General features: G+C 65.0%; 15 protein-coding genes. 11 read left to right on the top strand and 4 right to left on the bottom strand.

The features are described from left to right. Nucleotide 1 precedes the first annotated feature (1 nt). On the top strand, nt 2–811 hold the full coding sequence (locus tag XH92_RS07715; protein WP_194458699.1) for a transglutaminase family protein: 810 nt from the start codon (nt 2–4) through the stop codon (nt 809–811). A 131-nt stretch (nt 812–942) separates the two neighbouring features. Then, entirely contained in the window at nt 943–1,341 is a 399-nt protein-coding gene (locus XH92_RS07720; RefSeq protein WP_194461161.1) for a gamma-glutamylcyclotransferase, read from the top strand. Nucleotides 1,342–1,346: 5 nt separating this feature from the next. On the opposite strand, the gene XH92_RS07725 is transcribed toward XH92_RS07720, so the two are convergent. Next, entirely contained in the window at nt 1,347–1,901 is a 555-nt protein-coding gene (locus XH92_RS07725) for a chlorite dismutase family protein (RefSeq protein ID WP_194458700.1), read from the bottom strand. A gap of 210 nt (nt 1,902–2,111) precedes the next feature. On the opposite strand from XH92_RS07725, the gene dnaG reads away from it, so the two are divergent. Together dnaG and rpoD are read left to right on the top strand one after the other, a co-directional pair. Then, nucleotides 2,112–4,121, top strand: coding sequence for a DNA primase (dnaG, locus tag XH92_RS07730; RefSeq protein WP_194458701.1), 2,010 nt, complete (start codon nt 2,112–2,114; stop codon nt 4,119–4,121). 366 nt (nt 4,122–4,487) lie between these two features. Continuing rightward, complete coding sequence (gene rpoD, locus XH92_RS07735; protein WP_194458702.1) at nt 4,488–6,620, top strand: RNA polymerase sigma factor RpoD; 2,133 nt, start codon at nt 4,488–4,490, stop codon at nt 6,618–6,620. 359 nt (nt 6,621–6,979) lie between these two features. Here rpoD and XH92_RS07740 read toward each other — a convergent pair whose 3' ends face one another. Further along, nucleotides 6,980–7,216, bottom strand: a complete 237-nt coding sequence (locus XH92_RS07740; RefSeq protein WP_194458703.1) for a hypothetical protein — start codon at nt 7,214–7,216, stop codon at nt 6,980–6,982. A 182-nt stretch (nt 7,217–7,398) separates the two neighbouring features. After that, on the bottom strand, nt 7,399–10,218 hold the full coding sequence (locus XH92_RS07745) for a CHAT domain-containing protein (protein WP_194458704.1): 2,820 nt from the start codon (nt 10,216–10,218) through the stop codon (nt 7,399–7,401). Between the two features lie 521 nt (nt 10,219–10,739). Between XH92_RS07745 and XH92_RS07750 the strand changes: the two genes are divergently transcribed. The 5 genes from XH92_RS07750 to XH92_RS07770 all read left to right on the top strand — a co-directional run bounded on the left by XH92_RS07750 (nt 10,740) and on the right by XH92_RS07770 (nt 15,105). Next, on the top strand, nt 10,740–11,150 hold the full coding sequence (locus XH92_RS07750) for an ester cyclase (protein ID WP_194458705.1): 411 nt from the start codon (nt 10,740–10,742) through the stop codon (nt 11,148–11,150). A 203-nt stretch (nt 11,151–11,353) separates the two neighbouring features. Beyond that, a complete protein-coding gene (locus tag XH92_RS07755) occupies nt 11,354–12,247 on the top strand; it encodes a DUF4231 domain-containing protein (RefSeq protein ID WP_194458706.1) in 894 nt (297 codons plus the stop codon). 78 nt (nt 12,248–12,325) lie between these two features. After that, nucleotides 12,326–13,267, top strand: coding sequence for a DUF817 domain-containing protein (locus XH92_RS07760; protein ID WP_246788308.1), 942 nt, complete (start codon nt 12,326–12,328; stop codon nt 13,265–13,267). A gap of 55 nt (nt 13,268–13,322) precedes the next feature. Continuing rightward, entirely contained in the window at nt 13,323–14,129 is an 807-nt protein-coding gene (locus XH92_RS07765; RefSeq protein ID WP_194458707.1) for a lytic transglycosylase domain-containing protein, read from the top strand. Nucleotides 14,130–14,256: 127 nt separating this feature from the next. Further along, nucleotides 14,257–15,105, top strand: coding sequence for an FRG domain-containing protein (locus XH92_RS07770; protein ID WP_194458708.1), 849 nt, complete (start codon nt 14,257–14,259; stop codon nt 15,103–15,105). Nucleotides 15,106–15,328: 223 nt separating this feature from the next. On the opposite strand, the gene XH92_RS07775 is transcribed toward XH92_RS07770, so the two are convergent. Beyond that, nucleotides 15,329–16,213: an SDR family oxidoreductase gene (locus XH92_RS07775; RefSeq protein ID WP_194458709.1), complete on the bottom strand. Its 885-nt coding sequence runs from the start codon at nt 16,211–16,213 to the stop codon at nt 15,329–15,331. 171 nt (nt 16,214–16,384) lie between these two features. On the opposite strand from XH92_RS07775, the gene XH92_RS07780 reads away from it, so the two are divergent. Together XH92_RS07780 and XH92_RS07785 are read left to right on the top strand one after the other, a co-directional pair. After that, nucleotides 16,385–16,786: a response regulator gene (locus XH92_RS07780; RefSeq protein ID WP_194458710.1), complete on the top strand. Its 402-nt coding sequence runs from the start codon at nt 16,385–16,387 to the stop codon at nt 16,784–16,786. 225 nt (nt 16,787–17,011) lie between these two features. Further along, nucleotides 17,012–17,623 carry a LysE family translocator gene (locus XH92_RS07785; RefSeq protein ID WP_194458711.1) on the top strand — a complete coding sequence of 204 codons (612 nt, stop codon included), beginning with the start codon at nt 17,012–17,014 and terminating at the stop codon, nt 17,621–17,623. Nucleotides 17,624–17,874: the final 251 nt, after the last annotated feature.

Genomic DNA, 17,874 nt, shown 5'->3' on the forward strand with positions numbered 1-17,874 from the left:
GATGCAGATCAGGGTCGGCTTCGAGATCACCTACACGGCGGCGCAGCCGACCCCGATGGTGATCATGTTGTCGATCCATCCGTCGCGCTACGCCGACATCGTCGGCACCGAGAGCATTTCCGCCGAGCCTGATGTCCCGATCGGCCTCTATCGCGACGGCTTCGGCAATGTATGCGGGCGTCTCGTTGCCCCCAGCGGTGGCGTCACCTTTCATGGCAGCGCGCTGGTGCGCGATTCCGGATTGCCCGACATCGTCAACCCGGCGGCGCAACAGATTCCGATCGAGCAGCTGCCCGACGACATGCTGCTCTATCTGATGCCGAGCCGTTATTGCGAAACCGACAAGCTGACCGACGTCGCCTGGTCGCTGTTCGGCAACACCCAGCCGGGCTGGGCGCGGGTGCAGGCCATCACCGATTTCGTGCACCACCATGTGACGTTCGGCTACCAGCACGCCCATCACATGAAGTCGGCGCACGACGTCTATGAGAGCCGCGCCGGCGTCTGCCGCGACTTCGCGCATCTCGCGCTCACCTTCTGCCGCTGCATGGGCATTCCGGCGCGCTACTGCACCGGCTATCTCGGCGACATCGGTGTGCCGCCGGATCCCGCGCCGATGGATTTTTCGGGCTGGTTCGAAGTCTATCTGTCGGGCCAGTGGTACACCTTCGATGCCCGCCACAATGTGCCGCGGATCGGCCGCATCCTGATGGCGACCGGCCGCGACGCCGCCGACGTCGCGCTCACTACGAGCTTTGGCCGCATGACGCTGACGAAGTTCGTCGTGGTGACCGACGAGGTGGCGGCCTAGCGTGCCTCGGGTTTTTCTGTCATTCCGGGGCGATGCGCAGCATCGAACCCGGAATCTCGAGATTCCCCGATGCGCAAATTGCGCATCTGTGGTCTGGTCCTTCGGACCATCCCGGAATGACAAGTGAGTCCATGATCTCCGATCTTCTCTTCGTCTACGGCACGCTGATGCGCGGCTTCGACCATCCGATGGCGAAGCTGCTGGCGGGCAATGCCGAATTCCTCGGGCCGGCGCAGTGCCGTGGCCGCCTCTATCTGGTGAAGCATTATCCGGGCCTCGTTGTGTCGGACGATCCCGCCGACATCGTGCATGGTGAGCTGTTCCGCCTGCGCGAGCGCGAGGCCATGCTGCGTGAATTCGACATGTACGAGGCCTGCGGTGAAGGCTTTCCGCCGCCGACCGAATATCTCCGCGAGATGCTCGAGGTCACGCGCGCCGACGGCAGCGTGAGCGAGGCGTGGACCTATCTCTACAACTGGCCAGTCACCGAGCTGTCGCGGATCGCATCAGGAAAATTTCTGGAGCACTGACGGCTTCAAATTTCCCTAACCACGCGGATGTCGACCTCGCGCTCGACGAAGCTCCATTCTTCGGTCGCGCGCAGCATGGCGACCAGTTCGTCGAACAGGGCGACATGGTCGGGGGCGAATTCGAACCAGGTCAGGAAGTCGAAGGGCATGCCGAGGTCGCGGGCGTGAAACAGCTGGCGGGCGATTGCGGGGAGGAATTTCAGGGTGCCGGCGATGTGGTGCGATTTGTCCTCGAAGATGTCGCGGCGCTGCTCCTGCGTCAGCTCCCACCACGCCGCGGATTTCCTGATCGGGATCAGCGCCGCGTGCGTTGCCTCGCTGCGGCCGAGCCCGGCCTGCGCGGCCAACAGCTTCTCGCGCTCTTCCTTCTCGGTGTAGCGCAAATGGCTGGCGACGCCGGCGAGCCGCCAGGAGGTCTGCGCCGGCAGCAGCGGCAGCGCGATCGATTCGCTCGCCACGATCGACAGTGCCGCGACCTTCGGCAGCGTCTCGCCCTTCACCCGCGTGATGGACGTGACCTGCCAGCCGCCGCTCTGTCCGCCTCTGAATGTCGTGAACATGGCCTATCCAATCCCGGAAGCGGGAAGGGGGCAAGCTTGCTGAAACGGCTCTCCACCGTGGATTTGGGGGTAGCCCGCTCGACGAAGCCGTGACGGACCAAGCCTGTGAATAGCCCGGAAAAGCCCCACATTGTTCGGCATGCCCTGGCGTGCCGCTATATGGCTAACCGGTTGTCCGCGATTCGCCGCCCGAGCCCAGAATCCTAACTGATGCGTTTCACGCCCCAATTCCTCGAAGAGCTGCGCGCCCGGCTTCCGGTCTCGGAAGTCGTGGGCAAGCGCGTCAAGCTGAAGAAGGCCGGGCGGGAGTGGAAGGGGCTGTCGCCGTTCCAGCAGGAGAAGACCCCCTCGTTCACGGTCAACGACCAGAAGGGGTTTTACCACGACTTCTCCTCCGGCCAGCACGGCAACATCTTCGACTTCGTGATGCAGACCGAGGGCGTCAGCTTCCCGGAGGCGGTGGAGCGGCTGGCGTCGATGGCGGGCATGGCCGTGCCGGCGGCGAGCCCGGATGCGGCGCGGCACGAGCAGCGCCGGCGCACCCTGCACGACGTGATGGAACTTGCGACCAAGTTCTTCGCCGACACGCTGGCCTCGCGCCACGGCGCCAAGGCGCGCGGCTATCTCGCCGACCGCAGCATCTCGCCGGCGACCCAGTTCCAGTTCCGGATGGGCTATGCACCGCCGGATCGCTTCGCCCTGAAGGAGCATCTCGGCGCGCAGGGCATCTCGACCGAGGACATGGTGGAGGCGGGGCTCCTGGTGTCCGGCGAGGACAAGCCGGTGCCGTTCGATCGCTTCCGCGACCGCGTCATGTTCCCGATCACGGATGGCCGCGGCCGCGTCATCGCGTTCGGCGGCCGCGCGCTGGAGAAGGACGTTCCGGCAAAATACCTGAACTCGCCGGAAACCACGCTGTTTCACAAGGGCGACAATCTCTACAACCTGTTCACCGCGCGCCAGGCCGCGCATGACGGCGCGCAGCTGATCGTCGTCGAGGGCTATGTCGACGTCATCGCGATGGTCACCTCGGGCTTCCCCGGCGCCGTCGCGCCGCTCGGCACCGCGCTGACCGAGAACCAGCTCGGCCTGCTCTGGAAGATGGTGGACGAGCCGATCCTCTGCTTCGACGGCGACCGCGCCGGGCAGAAGGCCGCCTATCGCGCGGCCGATATCGCCTTGCCGCAGCTCAAGCCGGGAAAGAGCCTGCGTATCGCGCTGCTGCCGGAAGGGCAGGACCCCGACGATCTCGCCCGCTCCGGCGGCCGCGGCGCGATCGAGGAGGTGATCTCGGCGGCGCGTCCGCTCGCCGACCTGATCTGGTCGCGCGAGATCGAGGGCGGCAATTTCGATACGCCCGAACGCCGTGCCGCGCTGGAGGCGCGGATCGGCGAACTCACCAACGGCATCCGCGACGAGGTGGTGCGCCGCTATTACCGGCAGGATTTGCAGGAGCGGCTGCAACGCAACTTTGCCCCGGAGGGCGGACGTGGCGGTTACGGCCGCGGCGGCTATAACAGGGGCAATTTCGGCGGCGGCCGCGGCGGCGAATCACCCCGCCCGTTTACCCCCCGGGGACCCGCGCAGGGCGGGCGGTTCGGCGCCAAAGGCGGCGGCGCCCCCGGGATTCTACGGGGGCCCTATCAGGCCGCGAGCCCCCAGCTCGCCAACAGTCCGATCATGCGTGGCCAGCGCAGCGCGATCTCGCGCCGCGAGGCCTTGATCCTGCAATCCCTGATCAACCACCCCTGGCTGCTGCACGACCATCTCGAGGAGGTCGCAGCCCTCGAACTCGCCCACCCCGAGGCCCACAAGCTCAGGGCCGCCGTCATCGCGGCCTTTGCCCACGACCATCACCATTCCCCGGACGCCGAGGAGCAGGCCGAGAAGATGCGCGCCGACCTGGAAGCGGGCGGATTATTGCCGATTCTTCAAAGGGTTGAGCGAGCGATCACAACCCAGGCGGTGTGGGGGGCGCAGATCGGCGCCGCGCGCGAGGACGTTTTATCGACCTGGCGTCAACTCGTTGCCTTGCATCAGAAAACCCACGCCTTACTTAGGGAAAGAAAAGATGCGGAAGCGGCCTTGGCTGAAGACTCCAGCGAGGCCAATCTGGCATGGTTGCAGGATATCCAGGCCCGAATGGCAGAAGCCGACGGGACCGAAGCCCTGATTGAAGGGTTCGGCGAATTATCGGGCCGGTTCCAGCGTAATGTCTGATAACAAAAATGCTGCGGACGGCGCTGGTCGCACCCGCAAAAAGACTCGCCAAATCCATGGTTTGGCTGCAAAAACAGGGTTAAGCGAAACTTAATAGCTACCGTAGCATTTTCAGGCGAAGTGGTTCCCGGTTCGCCGTCAGAAAATGCGTCAGATATAAGTCTGCCGCGTCTTCCGATCGTAAAACCGGTATCCACTTTTACGGAAGACGCGACCGGCTATTGCAGATTGGAAACCGTCGAGACGGATGACAGGGGTGGCGAGATTTTGCGCCGCCCTTTGTGCGTCGAGAGAGTAAATCTAGATTTCGTGCGGATGCGCGTGCGTGGCGCCATTTTGCATGACCGCGTTTCGGGAGCTTAGTGAATGGCCACCAAGGCAAAGACGCTGCAGGTTAAGGACAAGGAAAAGGACGACAAGGCAGCGGATGCTCCTGAGAAGGATTCCGCTGACGCGCCGTCGCCGTTGCTCGACCTGTCGGATGCCGCGGTGAAGAAGATGATCAAGCAGGCCAAGAAGCGCGGCTTCGTGACCTTCGATCAGCTCAACGAAGTTTTGCCTTCCGACACGACCTCGCCCGAACAGATCGAAGACATCATGTCGATGCTCTCGGACATGGGCATCAACGTCACCGAGGCGGATGACTCTGAAGGCGAGGACGAGAAGGACGACGGCGACGACGAGACCGATAACGAGCTCGTCGAGGTCACGCAGAAGGCCGTCACCGAGGTCAAGAAGTCGGAGCCGGGCGAGCGCACCGACGATCCCGTGCGCATGTATCTGCGCGAGATGGGCACCGTCGAGCTGCTGTCGCGCGAAGGCGAAATCGCCATTGCAAAGCGCATCGAGGCCGGCCGCGAGGCGATGATCGCGGGCCTCTGCGAAAGCCCGCTGACCTTCCAGGCCATCATCATCTGGCGCGACGAGCTCAACGAAGGCAAGATCTTCCTTCGCGACATCATCGATCTCGAAGCGACCTATGCCGGTCCGGAGTCGAAGGGCGGCATCAATCCGAACCTGATCGGCAACAACGGCGCCGAGGGCGCCGCCACTGAGGCCAATGGCAACGGCGCTGATGCGGCCGCGCCGGCCCATGTCGCGCCGCCCGCAGCGCCGCCGTCGCCGACCCCGTTCCGCGCCGCGCCCGCCGGTGGCGAAGCCGGCGGCGAGGAGAAGGATCCCGGCGAGGCCGCGGCCGAAGCCGACATGGACGACGACGAGTTCGAGAACCAGATGTCGCTCGCCGCCATCGAGGCCGAGCTGAAGCCGAAGGTGGTCGAGACCTTCGACAAGATCGCATCCGAGTACAAGAAGCTGCGCCGCCTGCAGGAGCAGGACATCGCCAACCAGCTGCAGAGCGAGTCGCTGTCGCCCTCGCAGGAGCGCAAGTACAAGAAGCTGAAGGACGAGATCATCGTCGAGGTGAAGTCGCTGCGCCTCAACCAGGCCCGCATCGATTCACTGGTCGAGCAGCTCTACGACATCAACAAGAAGCTGGTCTCGTTCGAGGGCCGCCTGCTGCGCCTCGGCGACAGCCACGGCGTCGCGCGCGAGGACTTTTTGCGCAACTATCAGGGGTCCGAACTCGACCCCCGCTGGCTCAACCGTGTCTCGAAGCTGTCGGCCAAGGGCTGGAAGAACTTCGTCCATCACGAGAAGGACCGCATCAAGGACCTGCGCCACGAGATCCAGTCGCTGGCGGCGCTCACCGGGCTCGAGATCGGCGAATTCCGCAAGATCGTGCACGGCGTGCAGAAGGGCGAGCGCGAGGCCCGTCAGGCCAAGAAGGAGATGGTGGAAGCCAACCTCCGTCTCGTGATCTCTATCGCCAAGAAGTACACCAACCGCGGCCTGCAATTCCTCGACCTGATCCAGGAAGGCAATATCGGCCTGATGAAGGCGGTCGATAAGTTCGAGTATCGCCGCGGCTACAAGTTCTCGACCTACGCCACCTGGTGGATCCGGCAGGCGATCACCCGCTCGATCGCCGACCAGGCCCGCACCATCCGTATCCCCGTGCACATGATCGAGACGATCAACAAGATCGTCCGCACCTCGCGCCAGATGCTGAACGAGATCGGCCGCGAGCCGACCCCGGAAGAGCTCGCCGAGAAGCTCGGCATGCCCTTGGAGAAGGTCCGCAAGGTCCTGAAGATCGCCAAGGAGCCGCTGTCGCTCGAAACGCCTGTGGGTGACGAAGAGGATTCGCATCTCGGCGATTTCATCGAGGACAAGAACGCGATCCTGCCGATCGACGCCGCGATCCAGTCGAACCTGCGCGAGACCACGACGCGCGTGCTGGCCTCGCTCACCCCGCGCGAGGAGCGCGTGCTGCGCATGCGCTTCGGCATCGGCATGAACACCGACCACACGCTGGAAGAAGTCGGCCAGCAGTTCTCGGTGACGAGAGAGCGCATCCGCCAGATCGAAGCCAAGGCGCTGCGCAAGCTGAAGCACCCGTCAAGGTCGCGGAAGCTGCGGAGCTTCCTGGATAACTAATTCTGACGGTATCCATCGAAACAAGAACGGCGGGCCCAGGCCCGCCGTTTTCATTTGCAGAGATCCCGCAAAATTCAAGCGCCGGCGCCCGGGGCTACCCCTCTCCCCAACCCTCCCCCACAAGGGGGGAGGGAGCCTGAAAAGCGTGCTCACATGACATCACATCGCATGATGCGTTTCGTAACTCGCGCGAAGCCTGGAGATTGATGGCCGAGTGAGTGAGGCACCGGCGGAAGGGCTCCCTCCCCCCTTGTGGGGGAGGGGCGGGGAGAGGGGTGCCGCTTGCTCCGATGCTGACGGAGTACGGAAACAGCACGCTCAGCGAATATGCTTTTGATGCAGCGACCGGCTCGCGCGCGCTACTTCTTCTTCGCCCCGACGCGTTCGATGGACTTGATCTCGAGCGGCGGGCGGCCGCCCTTTTCGGCGATCTCGCGGTCCTGCTCGCGCAGGAAGGCGCGCACCGGCTCGTCGCCGTCGAGGCCGCCCAGCAGCTCCGAGGGCACGCGGCGATTGGAGCGCTGCGAGCCGTCTTCATAGAAGACGTTGAAAAAGGCGAATTCGCCTTTGGGATTGGTCCCGGGCTTTTTCGGCATGCGCGGCTTGTCCCCGATCGGGCCGCCGCTGTCAAAGCAAATCGGCTGCGTGCCCGCGCCGGTCTGCCCTGCGCAATCCTGCGGCGAAGGCTCTTGCGATGCGATCGGACGTAATCCGGCGACGTGTCAAGATGACAACGGCCTGCGAGATGTCCACCGTTCTCTTGCGTCCGGTGTCCGCCTCACCCCTCGAACAGCACGAACGCCGCCCACACGCTCGCGTCCCTCGCTCCCGCGACCTTGCCGTCGCGCGCATCGCGCCTGGTCTGGCGCAGCGCGTCCGAATAGGTCAGGCCCTCTGCGAGGTGCTCGTAGAAGCGCACGGTGAAGTTCGCGGTGCCTTCGTCGGCGACCGGCCACAGCGTCAAGAGCGCGCGGCGGGCGCCGGCGATGCCGAGTGCGGTCGGCAGGCCGCGCAGGCCGCTGACAAAACTCTCGTCGCCGCGGCCGGTCTCGCAGGCCGACAGCACCAGCAGATCGAGCCCGGACAGGTCCCAGTCCATCACCTCGAAGGCATAGAGATAGCCGTCCTTCTCGTCACGCAGCGGCCACCTGCTGTCACCGGCGCCGGACAGCACGATGCCGCTCTGCCAGAGCGTGTCGAGGCCGGACGCCGTGCTGTCGTGATAGAAGCCGTGGGTCGCCAGGTGCGCGATGCGGGCCTTGCCGATCGCCTCGCGCAGCACGCTTTCGCTGACGCCGCGCCCGGTCAGCATCTCGACCGGCGCGCCGCGGGCGCGGGCGAGTTTTGCGATCGCCTCGATCTCGGTCTTGGTGCCGGGCAGCGGCATCGGCCCCGGCTCGCCATATTCGATGCCGCCGGCGAGCAGCATCGCGCCTTGCTTGTCGAGTTTCTCCCGCGCATGGATCGCGATCAGCGCGTCGGGGCTGGTCAGCATCCGGATCGTGGTGCGGTCCTCCAGCAGGCCTCCGTCGGCGCCGGGCAGCAGCGCGAACGGCACGGCAAACAGGAATCCATCCGGCACCACATAGAGCGTGGTCTTGTCCTTCAGCAGCGGCTCCAGCGGCGCGAGCAGCCGCGCGCGCAGATTCTGGAAGCGGCCCTTGACGTCGGGCGCCTTGTCGTCACGCGCCTTGCCGTCGGAATCAGCCACGCTCGCCCGCGTCGTCCGCAACCGCGCGATCTCGGTGCGCACGCCGGTGTCGACCATCCGGCCGGGATCGCCGAGATCGACCACGCGCGGCTCGCTCGTTGCGGTCTCGACGATGGCGTAGAGCACGGTCGCCGCCAGCGGCTCCTTGGACTGGCGATCCGCCTTCCATTGCCGCGTGATGAAGTAGTTGACGACGGCTTCCTGCGGCCCGAGCAACTGCGCGGGGCGGATCGGATCCTGCGGCAGCTTGAAGCCGATCGCATCGAGCCGCTTGGAGAGTGCCTTCTCGGCCGCGTCCTGCCGCTGCCACACCGATCGCGCCCAGTCGTCGATATTGCCCGACGAGAACAGCTCCTGCTTCTCGCCGTTGAGCCGGAGCGCGGTGCGCAGCAGCGCCGCGGTCTCCTCGTCCTTGCCGGCCATCTGGGTCTCGAGCTGACGCAGCGCGGTGGCATCGCCGCCGCCGAGCGTCTTCCAGCGCAGCACCGCGGCGGCAAAGGCCGGCTGGGCCACCGATGATCCAGCCCCGGTCGCGAAGCGGCCGAACGCGAACAGCAGATGATCTGCATGGGCGCGGATCGCTTCCGCGACGGCGCGATCGCCGGCGGTGCCGACCTCGCGCTTCATCCAGTCGAACATCTCGCGGTCGAGCGCGGTGAACGCGCGCACGGCGCGGTTCGGATCGGTTGCGATCAGCGCCTCCGCGATGCCGAGCTTGATCTCGAAACTGAGTGGATGCTGCGCGGTGAAGGCGCGGGTCGAGATCGCTAGCGCGGTCTCGCGCAGCCGCATGCCCGCATCTCGTTCGCCGCGCCGCTCGCGCTGGCCGGCAGCCAGCACCGCGGCCTTGATGCGCAGGAAATCCGCAAAGTTCTCTTCATTGGCGACGATCGCCTCCAGCCGCGCCAGGTCGGCCGGCGATATCGCGACATCGCCTGCGGCGAGCATGTCGGTGTAGAACAGCCAGGCATCGGCCTGGCCGGCGAAGCTCGGATCCTTCGGCGCGAGCACGGTCGCGATCGCGCGATGCCGGCGGAAATAGCGCCGGGCATCGTCGAAGCGGCCGAGGTTGAGGAAATCCTGTCCGGCGTTGTTGACCGTCACCAGCGTGTTGAGATGGTTCTCGCCGTAATGCTTGGCGCGCTTCTCGATCGCGAACAGGTCGAGCTCGAGCGCTTTCGCCGACGCGCCGATCTCGCGCAGCATGTCGGCATAATTGTTGGCGAGCTTCCAGGTGGTGCGGTGGTCGGGCCCCAGCGCCTTCTCCGACCGCTCGAAATTGTGCCGGCCCAGATTCGTCGCCGACGCCGCCGAGCCGTTGGCCGACAGCGCGACCGCGAGCTTGTCATTGGCGATCAGCGATTCCTCGGAGCCTTCGCCCCAATAGGCGTTGAAGGCCGCGATCGCCTTCATGTAGAGCGGCACGGCCTCGGCGATCCTGGCGTGGTCGGATATCAGGATCGCGTACATCAGGAGCACGTCGGCGTTGCCGGGCGGCGATTGCGCGGCCGCCTTGCCCTTAAACGCGCGGACGAACAGCTTTTCGGCGAGATCGTCGCGTTTGACCGCGCGCAACGCGGCGGTCGCGTCGAAATATTGCTCCATGACGAACTGCGCGTCGTCGAGCTTGTCTGCCGCATCCAGTGCTGCAAGCAGCTCGGCATAGCCGGCGTCGATCTTGCCGCCGCGGGTCAGCGCGACGGCGTTCTTGATCTGCGCGGTGACCGCCTGCGTGCCGCTGGCGCCTGGCGCGGGCGCACGCTTGGCGGAAGAATTCTGCGCGACGGCGGTGTCGATCGGTCCGGTCAGAACGGTGCCGAATGCGAGGATGATACCGAGCCATGCGGCGGCCCTGCGCGCGCGAGCGAAACCCCCGGTGATCTTCATCGGTAACGCATCCTCATCGTGCAGTCCGTCATCGGATCGCTTTCCCCGCACCTGACGGCTTCGTCACAACAGGCTCACGACGCTTTAGCGGCGTGCCTTTGCATGAACAAGACAGGGCGACCGGTTGCACGTGGCGCGGAGCCGGCGAGCCGAATTCGTGCTTCTTGGTCGCAGCCGGCGCCGCCGGCGTTCACGCAGTGAGCCCCGAATTGCTCCCGCTCCATGCCGGCCGGGTGCCGTGCGGCATCGTGCATGCCACCGGCATCACCGGGCCATCGGACGATGTTACCGCCGGCATGCGGACCGCTTGTGCCATTCGCATCAGGCGGGCTTCAGGGACGACAATCCGCGCGCAGTGCGCCGCACTTTCCCGGCGACCACCTTTCGCTTCGGAACAGAAACGCGCGCGGGCCGAAAGCGGAAATGGATTCTGACCATCGTCACTTGCGCCATCCCGTCCGATTCGCGTATGAGGCGCATCCTTTGCTTTCTACAACTTTTCTTTTTGAAGGCCGCCGCCGATGTCCAACGCCACCCTCGACGCCAACAAGGCGCTCGTGCTTGCGCATTACGACGCCGTGACCAACCGTCTCAATCCCGATGCGATCCGCGTGCAGCTGGCGTCCGACTTCTTCGATCATGCCCTGGGTAAACGGATGAGCGCGGACGAGGTGATCGCGCACGCGGCGGCGATGCACGAGACCTTCGCCGATCTCTCGGCGGTGGCGGAATGCCTGGTGGCCGAGCGCGACATCGTCGCCGGCCGCTTCGTCTGGCGCGGCCGGCACCGCAGCCCGTGGCGCGGCATTGCGCCGACCGGCCGCCACGTCGAATTCCGCAGCATGACGTTCTGGCGGATTCACGACGGCAAGATCTCCGAGCGCTGGGCCGAGATCGACTTTGTCGACCTGGAGCGCCAGCTCAAGGACTGAGGTCCGGCAATCTCCCTGTCCTGTTGCGAGACACCGCGGCCCGTTCGACCCGGGAGGATCGTTGGCGTGCGTTGCCTGCGTCGGCGATTTCGCGTCGCGGTCGTCTTGACCGCAGGTTGTGATTTGATAAAAATAAACTTTTGGATTGCTCGATGATATTTGGCAGCGGGCACGGATTTGCCCGTGTCCCGAGGATATTTGCGATGGCCATATTGGAAACGATTGCGAACCGCCAGTCGCAGTGGTCCGAGACTGCAAACCAGCTGAAATCGACCATCGACCGGGCGCGTTGGTCGGTGTTCGCGCTGTCGTCGCTCGGTGCGGTGCTGGCCGCGGTGGCGAGCCAGTTGCCGGACAACACGACCGCGCCGCGCAGCACGGCTGCGATCGCAGGCGCCGTGAGCCTTGCGCTTGCGACGTTCTTCACCCAGCGGCTGCTGGGTACCGACCGGATCTCGGCCTGGGTGCGCGTGCGCGCGATCTCGGAGCGCCTGAAGCGGGAGGCCTATCGCTTTGCCGCGGGCGCGGCGCCTTACAACGATCCGGCCAAGGCCGACGCGCTGCTGGACGAGGAAGGGCGCAAGATCGAGGCCGATGGCGAAGACCTGCTGCCGCAGCTGGTGCGCACCGCGACGCAGGGGTCGTTGCCGCGCCAGAGCCTGCAACAGGAGCAATACATCAAGCAGCGCGTGCAGGGGCACATCGACTGGTTCACGAAGAGGGCCGGCAGCAATCAAGCCGTTGTCGTGCGGCTGCGGCGCGTCGAATTCGCGCTCGCCGCGCTGGCAACCCTGCTGACCGCGGTTGCCGGCGTGGCAGCCAAGCCCGTGATCGCGGGTGTTCCGTTCGACATTGTCGCCTTCACCGCGGTGCTGACCACGCTCGGCGGCGCGGTGCTCGCCCACATCGAAGCCTCGCGCTACGATTTCCTGGTCACCACCTTTCGCGCCGCGGCGCGGCGGCTCGAGGACTGCACCAACCGGCCACGCCCGTCATGGTCTGACTTCGTCAACGAATGCGAGAACATCCTGGCGACCGAGAACACGTCCTGGATCGCCAAGTTCACCGGCAAGCCCGAGGCGACGTCGAGCCCGTGAGAGCACGGCGCGCGGTCTGAGCAAAATCTGCACATCTCCGCCGCGCTACGACCGTGATCCGCCGCCATCGTCCGCGGCGTGCATCACAGGCTGACACCGACCGGACCGATCGCGAGCGCTGCCGCCAACTGGCCGCCGCTACGACGCTTCATCGCCACCGAGCATCGCGTCGGCCTGTTCATGGCGCAGCGCCGCTCGACCGCGGGGCTTTACGAATTCCTGCGCTTCGGCGTGAAACAGGCCTGGGCCTGCCTGTTCGGCGGCATCGCGGTGGCGCTGATGATCGTCACCTGGCGCTTCTATCCGCTGGACGCTGTGCTAGCGCGCTACGACTTCCTGTTTCTCTGCATGCTCGCCGTCCAGGCCGCGCTATTGGCAGGAAAGCTCGAGACATGGGAGGAGGCCAGGATCATCCTGATCTATCATGTCGTCGGGACAGTGATGGAGCTGTTCAAGACCCATGTCGGCTCCTGGATCTATCCGGAGCCCAGCATCTTCCGTATCGGCGGCGTGCCGCTGTTCTCGGGCTTCATGTATTCCTGCATCGGCAGCTACATCTGCCGCTGCTGGCGGCTGTTCGACTTCCGCTTCTCGCAGCATCCGCGCCGCCGCAGCTTAATTGCGCTCAGCATCGCGATCTATGTCAACTTCTTCAGCCACCACTACGTCATTGATTTGCGCTGGCTGCTGTTCGCCTGGGCGATCTGGCTGTTCGGCCGCACCCGCATCCATTTCAAGGTCTGGACCACCTACCGTTCAATGCCGCTGCTGCTCGGCCTCGTGCTGGTGTCGCTGTTCATCTGGTTCACCGAGAACATCGGCACCTTCACCAGGACCTGGCTCTACCCCTCGCAGCGGCTCGGCTGGTCGATGGTCGGAATCGACAAGCTCGGGTCGTGGTTTTTGCTGCTGATCATCAGCTACACGCTGGTCAGCCTGGTCAATGCGCCGCGGAGGTGGGTCGATGTGCGGCGGCGTGACGCCGAGATCGTCGGTAAGATGTCGCTGCCGACACTTTGACTGCCTCGTTTGCTCCGTGGCATGATCGGCCATTCGAAGCAGGAGGGATGTTTGCATGCTCAGGTGTCGTTTGGCGGTTGTGTTCGGCGCCTTGCTGCTTGCCACCCCCTCCTATGCCGCCCGCTGCGGCGGCAGTTTTCCCGGCTTCGTTCAGTCGTTCTCGCAGGAGGCGGCTAGCGCCGGCATCCAGCAAGACGTGATCTCCGCGGCGCTCGGCGGGGTGCAGCAGGATGGCGGGGTGCTCGCCTTCGACCGGCGGCAGCGCTACACCTTCAACAAGACCTTCGAGCAGTATGTCGCAACCCGCGTCGGCTCCGGGCGCATCAATGGCGGCCGCGCGATGTTGCAGCGGCACGCGGCACTGCTCTCGAAGATCGAGCAGCAATACGGCGTGCCGCGCCAGATCCTGGTCGCAATCTGGGGACTGGAGACCGATTTCGGCAAGGGCGACATGGGCAAGCTGCCGGTGTTTCGCGTGCTCGCCACGCTGGCGCATGATTGCCGCCGCACCGACCTGTTCCAGGGCGAACTGCTCGCCGCGCTCAAGATCGTGCAGCGCGGCGACCTTCGTCTGAATGACATGATCGGCGCCTATGCCGGCGAGATCGGGCAGACCCAATTCCTGCCGTCGTCCTACATCAAGTACGGCGTCGATTTCGACGGCGACGGCCATGTCGATCTGCGCCACTCGGTCGCCGACGTGCTGGCCTCGACCGCGAACTTGCTGCACTCCAACGGCTTCAAGATGGGCGCGCCCTATGGCGAGGGCAGCGCGAATTTCGAGGCGATGCGCGAGTGGAACAGGGCGGTGATCTATCGCAAGACCATCGGGTACTTTGCCGATCAGCTTGTGGGGCGGTGAGGGCGGTTTTCGTGTCTGCCGTCATTGCGAGCGAAGCGAAGCAATCCATCCTTCAACATATGCGGGACGATGGATTGCTTCGTCGCTCCGCTCCTCGCAATGACGGCTGACATAGCCGGGTAATGCCATGGAAACCATCGGCAGCCAAAAAATCTGGTCGTTCTTCGACCGCCGCGGGTGCCAGGTCGCGAAGAACTCGGCGGTGCGGGAGGGGCCGGGACATCGCGTCGGCTCCTATCTCGAGCTCGCGACCAAGATCGCCGAGCTGCAATTCCTCAACCGCGACCATGTGCTGCTGTTTCGCGGCCAGGGCGCCGATTTCAGGAACGTCAAGCGCAACTCGTCGCTGAAGCCGACGCTGTTCCGCGCCGGGCGCGGCAATCCGGATCGCGAGACGCTGGCATCGCGGTTCGCGGCGCTGGCCCGCGCCGAGCAGATCCTGATTGCGGACTACGCCAAGGCAAAGCTGCTCGGGCTGGAGCGGCTGAAGCGGCACCGCATTCTGCGCTGGTCGATCCTGCAGCATTACGAGGTCTGCACCACGCCGCTGCTCGACGTCACCCATTCGATCCGCATCGCCGCCTCGTTCGCTTCGCTCGCGGAGACCGGCACTGCGTTCCTCTATGTGCTGGGGGTGCCGAACCTCAGCGGCGCGATCACCGCGAGCGCCGAAGCCGGCCTGCAGATCGTGCGGCTCTCCAGCGTCTGCCCGCCCGCGGCGGTGCGGCCACATATCCAGGAGGGCTATCTGCTCGGCGAATATCCTGAGATGTCCGGCACCGAGCAGAAGGAAAACTACTTCCCCTACGAGATGGATTTCGGCCGGCGGCTGGTCGCAAAATTCTCGTTCGCGCCGGCGTCGTTCTGGAAGAACGACAATTTCCCGCAGGTGACGAGGAGCGCGCTCTATCCATCGGAGAGAAGCGATCCGCTGTTCCACCTGGCGCTCGGGGTGAAGAAGCAGTTGGGCGGGTGATCAGGCTTCGCAGCGTAGATTGCGCCAATCTTATCCTCAATGACAGCTGTCATCGCCCGGCCTGTGCGCAATTGCGCACATGGACCGGGCGATCCAATACACCGCGGCCGCTCGGTTCAAGCACAGACGCCTCTGGAATACTGGATCACCCGCTTTCGCGGGTGATGACACCTGATTAGCCCGCGACGTCGCGTATTGAACGGGCCCTCGCAACGCCGCGCCTTCAACCCGCCCTGGCCGCGTCGCGCGCGATCCGTCGCGCTGCCGTCTTTTCCATCATCCGCTGCATCACCTTCCAGTAGGTCCCGGGGCGGAAGCGTTGCAGCAGGTCCATGAAGTGGGCGTCCTTGCCGATCAGGATGCGCGGCTGGTTTTTCTCGATGCCGGTGATGATGCGCTGCGCGGCTGCGGTCGGCGTGGTCCGGGCCAGCGCGTCGAAGCGCTCGATCGATTCCGAGCGCCGGGCGTTGTCGGTGACGCCGCTGCCGGTGCGCGAGTTGCGCGCAATGTTGGTGGCGACGCCGCCGGGATGCACGACCGAAAGCCGGACCGGACTGCCCGCCACTGCAAGCTCGTGGCGCAGGCTTTCCGAGAAGCCGCGCACCGCGAACTTGGCCGCGCAATAGGCGCTCTGGCCGGGCGGGGCGAGGATGCCGAAGATCGAGGAGATGTTGACGATATGCGCCTCGCGCTGCCGCGACAACAGCGGCAGGAAGGCACGGGTGCCGTGCACCACGCCCCAGAAATTGATGTTGAACAGCCACTCCATCTGGGTCTGCTCGATCTCGCCGAATTCGCCGAGCAGCGCGACGCCGGCATTGTTGACGACGATGTTGAGCCCGGGATGGGCGGCGCCGGCGGCCTCGGCAAACGCCGTGATCTGGCCGGGCTCGCTGACATCGAGCCGATGCACCGTGACCTTGCGCGGGCTGACCTTGGCGATCTCGATCGCCTTGGCGATCTCGGCGGCGGCGGCCTGCAGGCCGGCCTCGTCGCGGTCGGCGATCGCCACATCGCAGCCGCGCAGCGCCAGTTCATGCGCGAGCGCGCGGCCGATGCCGCTGGCGGCCCCGGTCACGGCGGCGGCGGATCCAGAGATCGCGGTCATGTCGGGTCAGCTCCACTGAAAAGGTGTTGGATGAAAAGGGTGTCGGACATGTTGTACGGGAACACGGCGGGTTTCCCCACTTTTCTCAAATTGGAACTGAACCATCCAGTGATTTTAGACATTTAGTCTGTGTTCGCTTGGATAATTGCGATCAACAAGGGAGGTTCAGCCATGGGACAGTCGAGGCCCTATCGTGCGAAAGCCCTGGTTGTCGAAGATGACCCGATGCAGCGCGAGATGATCGAGCTGCTGCTGGAGGAGAGCGAGTTCGAGGTGATCTCGTGCGAGAGCGCGGAGGCCGCAGAACTGGTGCTGCAGGGCAACGGCGACAATGTCGTGCTGATGATGACCGATGTCGAGCTGGCCGGGAACATGACCGGCGTCGAGCTTGCCCATGCCGCGAAGAAATACAAACCCGATCTCGATGTGATCGTGACCTCGGGCAAGCCGCTGCGGCAGCGCCTGCCGGACGGCACCCTGTTCTGGTCGAAACCCTGGGCGCCGCTGGACGTGATCCGGGTCGCCGAGATGAAGGCGTCGGAGCTGTCGGGTGGCGGGCCGCGCAGATCGTGACCAGGCAAGGGTCCTCCTGACGCGGCAAGGGTCCGCGTAACGGAGTTGTCAGCGCGGCCGACGGGCGACCGGCCGTTGGCTGCTTCCGCCTGCCCGGGCAGCGTGATATTGGCGGCACCGATCCCGAGGCGTGCAAGGATGCATTTCCGCGCATGCTGGACTATCTGAAGCAGCATCTGGAATGATGTTGCCCTCCATGACGTGCTCCCTCCTCAAGGATTTGAGATGACCTGGTCCTTCCTGCTGACCACCCTGATCGTGGTCGCTTCCCCCGGCACCGGCGTGCTCTATACGCTGGCGGTGGCGCTGACCCGCGGCTCGCGCGCGAGCGTGGCGGCGGCGTTCGGCTGCACGCTCGGGATCGTGCCGCAGATGATCGCGGCGATGCTCGGCCTTGCCGCCATCCTGCACACCAGCGCCATGGCGTTCGCGGCGCTGAAATGGGGCGGTGTGCTCTATCTGCTCTATATGGCCTGGCAGGCGCTGCGCGAGCGCGGCGCGCTCGCCGTCGATACCGAGATCAAGCCGCGCTCGAGCGGGCGGGTGATCGTGACCGCGATCCTGATCAACATCCTCAATCCGAAGCTGTCGATCTTCTTCCTGGCCTTCCTGCCGCAGTTCATCGCCGTCGACGAACCGCACCCGCTGACGCGGATGGTCGAGCTCAGCTTCGTCTTCATGGCGATGACCTTCGCGGTGTTCGCGGTCTACGGGCTGTTCGCGGCCTCGGTGCGCGACCGTGTCATCACCCGGCCGAAGGTGATGGCCTGGCTGCGGCGCAGCTTTGCCGCGGGCTTTGCCCTGCTCGGCGCCAAGCTCGCCTTCGCGGAGCGCTGACCCGCGCTCGCTCGCGGCTTGCTGCAGGCAATAAAAAAGCAGGCCTTGCGCCTGCTGCCTTGCGTCCCTGCCTGGGTAGATCGGGTGCCCGGGCAGGGCAGGAGCCGCTACCCGGGCCAGAAATTGATTACTTCTTGGCGGCCTTCTTCTTGGTGGCCTTTTTCGCCTTCGCCTTCTTCGCCTTCTTCGCTTTCTTAGCCATAGTATCCTCTCAGGGTTTCATGGATTGAACGCGACTCCGAGGCATGCTT

Source organism: Bradyrhizobium sp. CCBAU 53421, assembly GCF_015291625.1.
Taxonomy (GTDB): Bacteria; Pseudomonadota; Alphaproteobacteria; order Rhizobiales; family Xanthobacteraceae; genus Bradyrhizobium.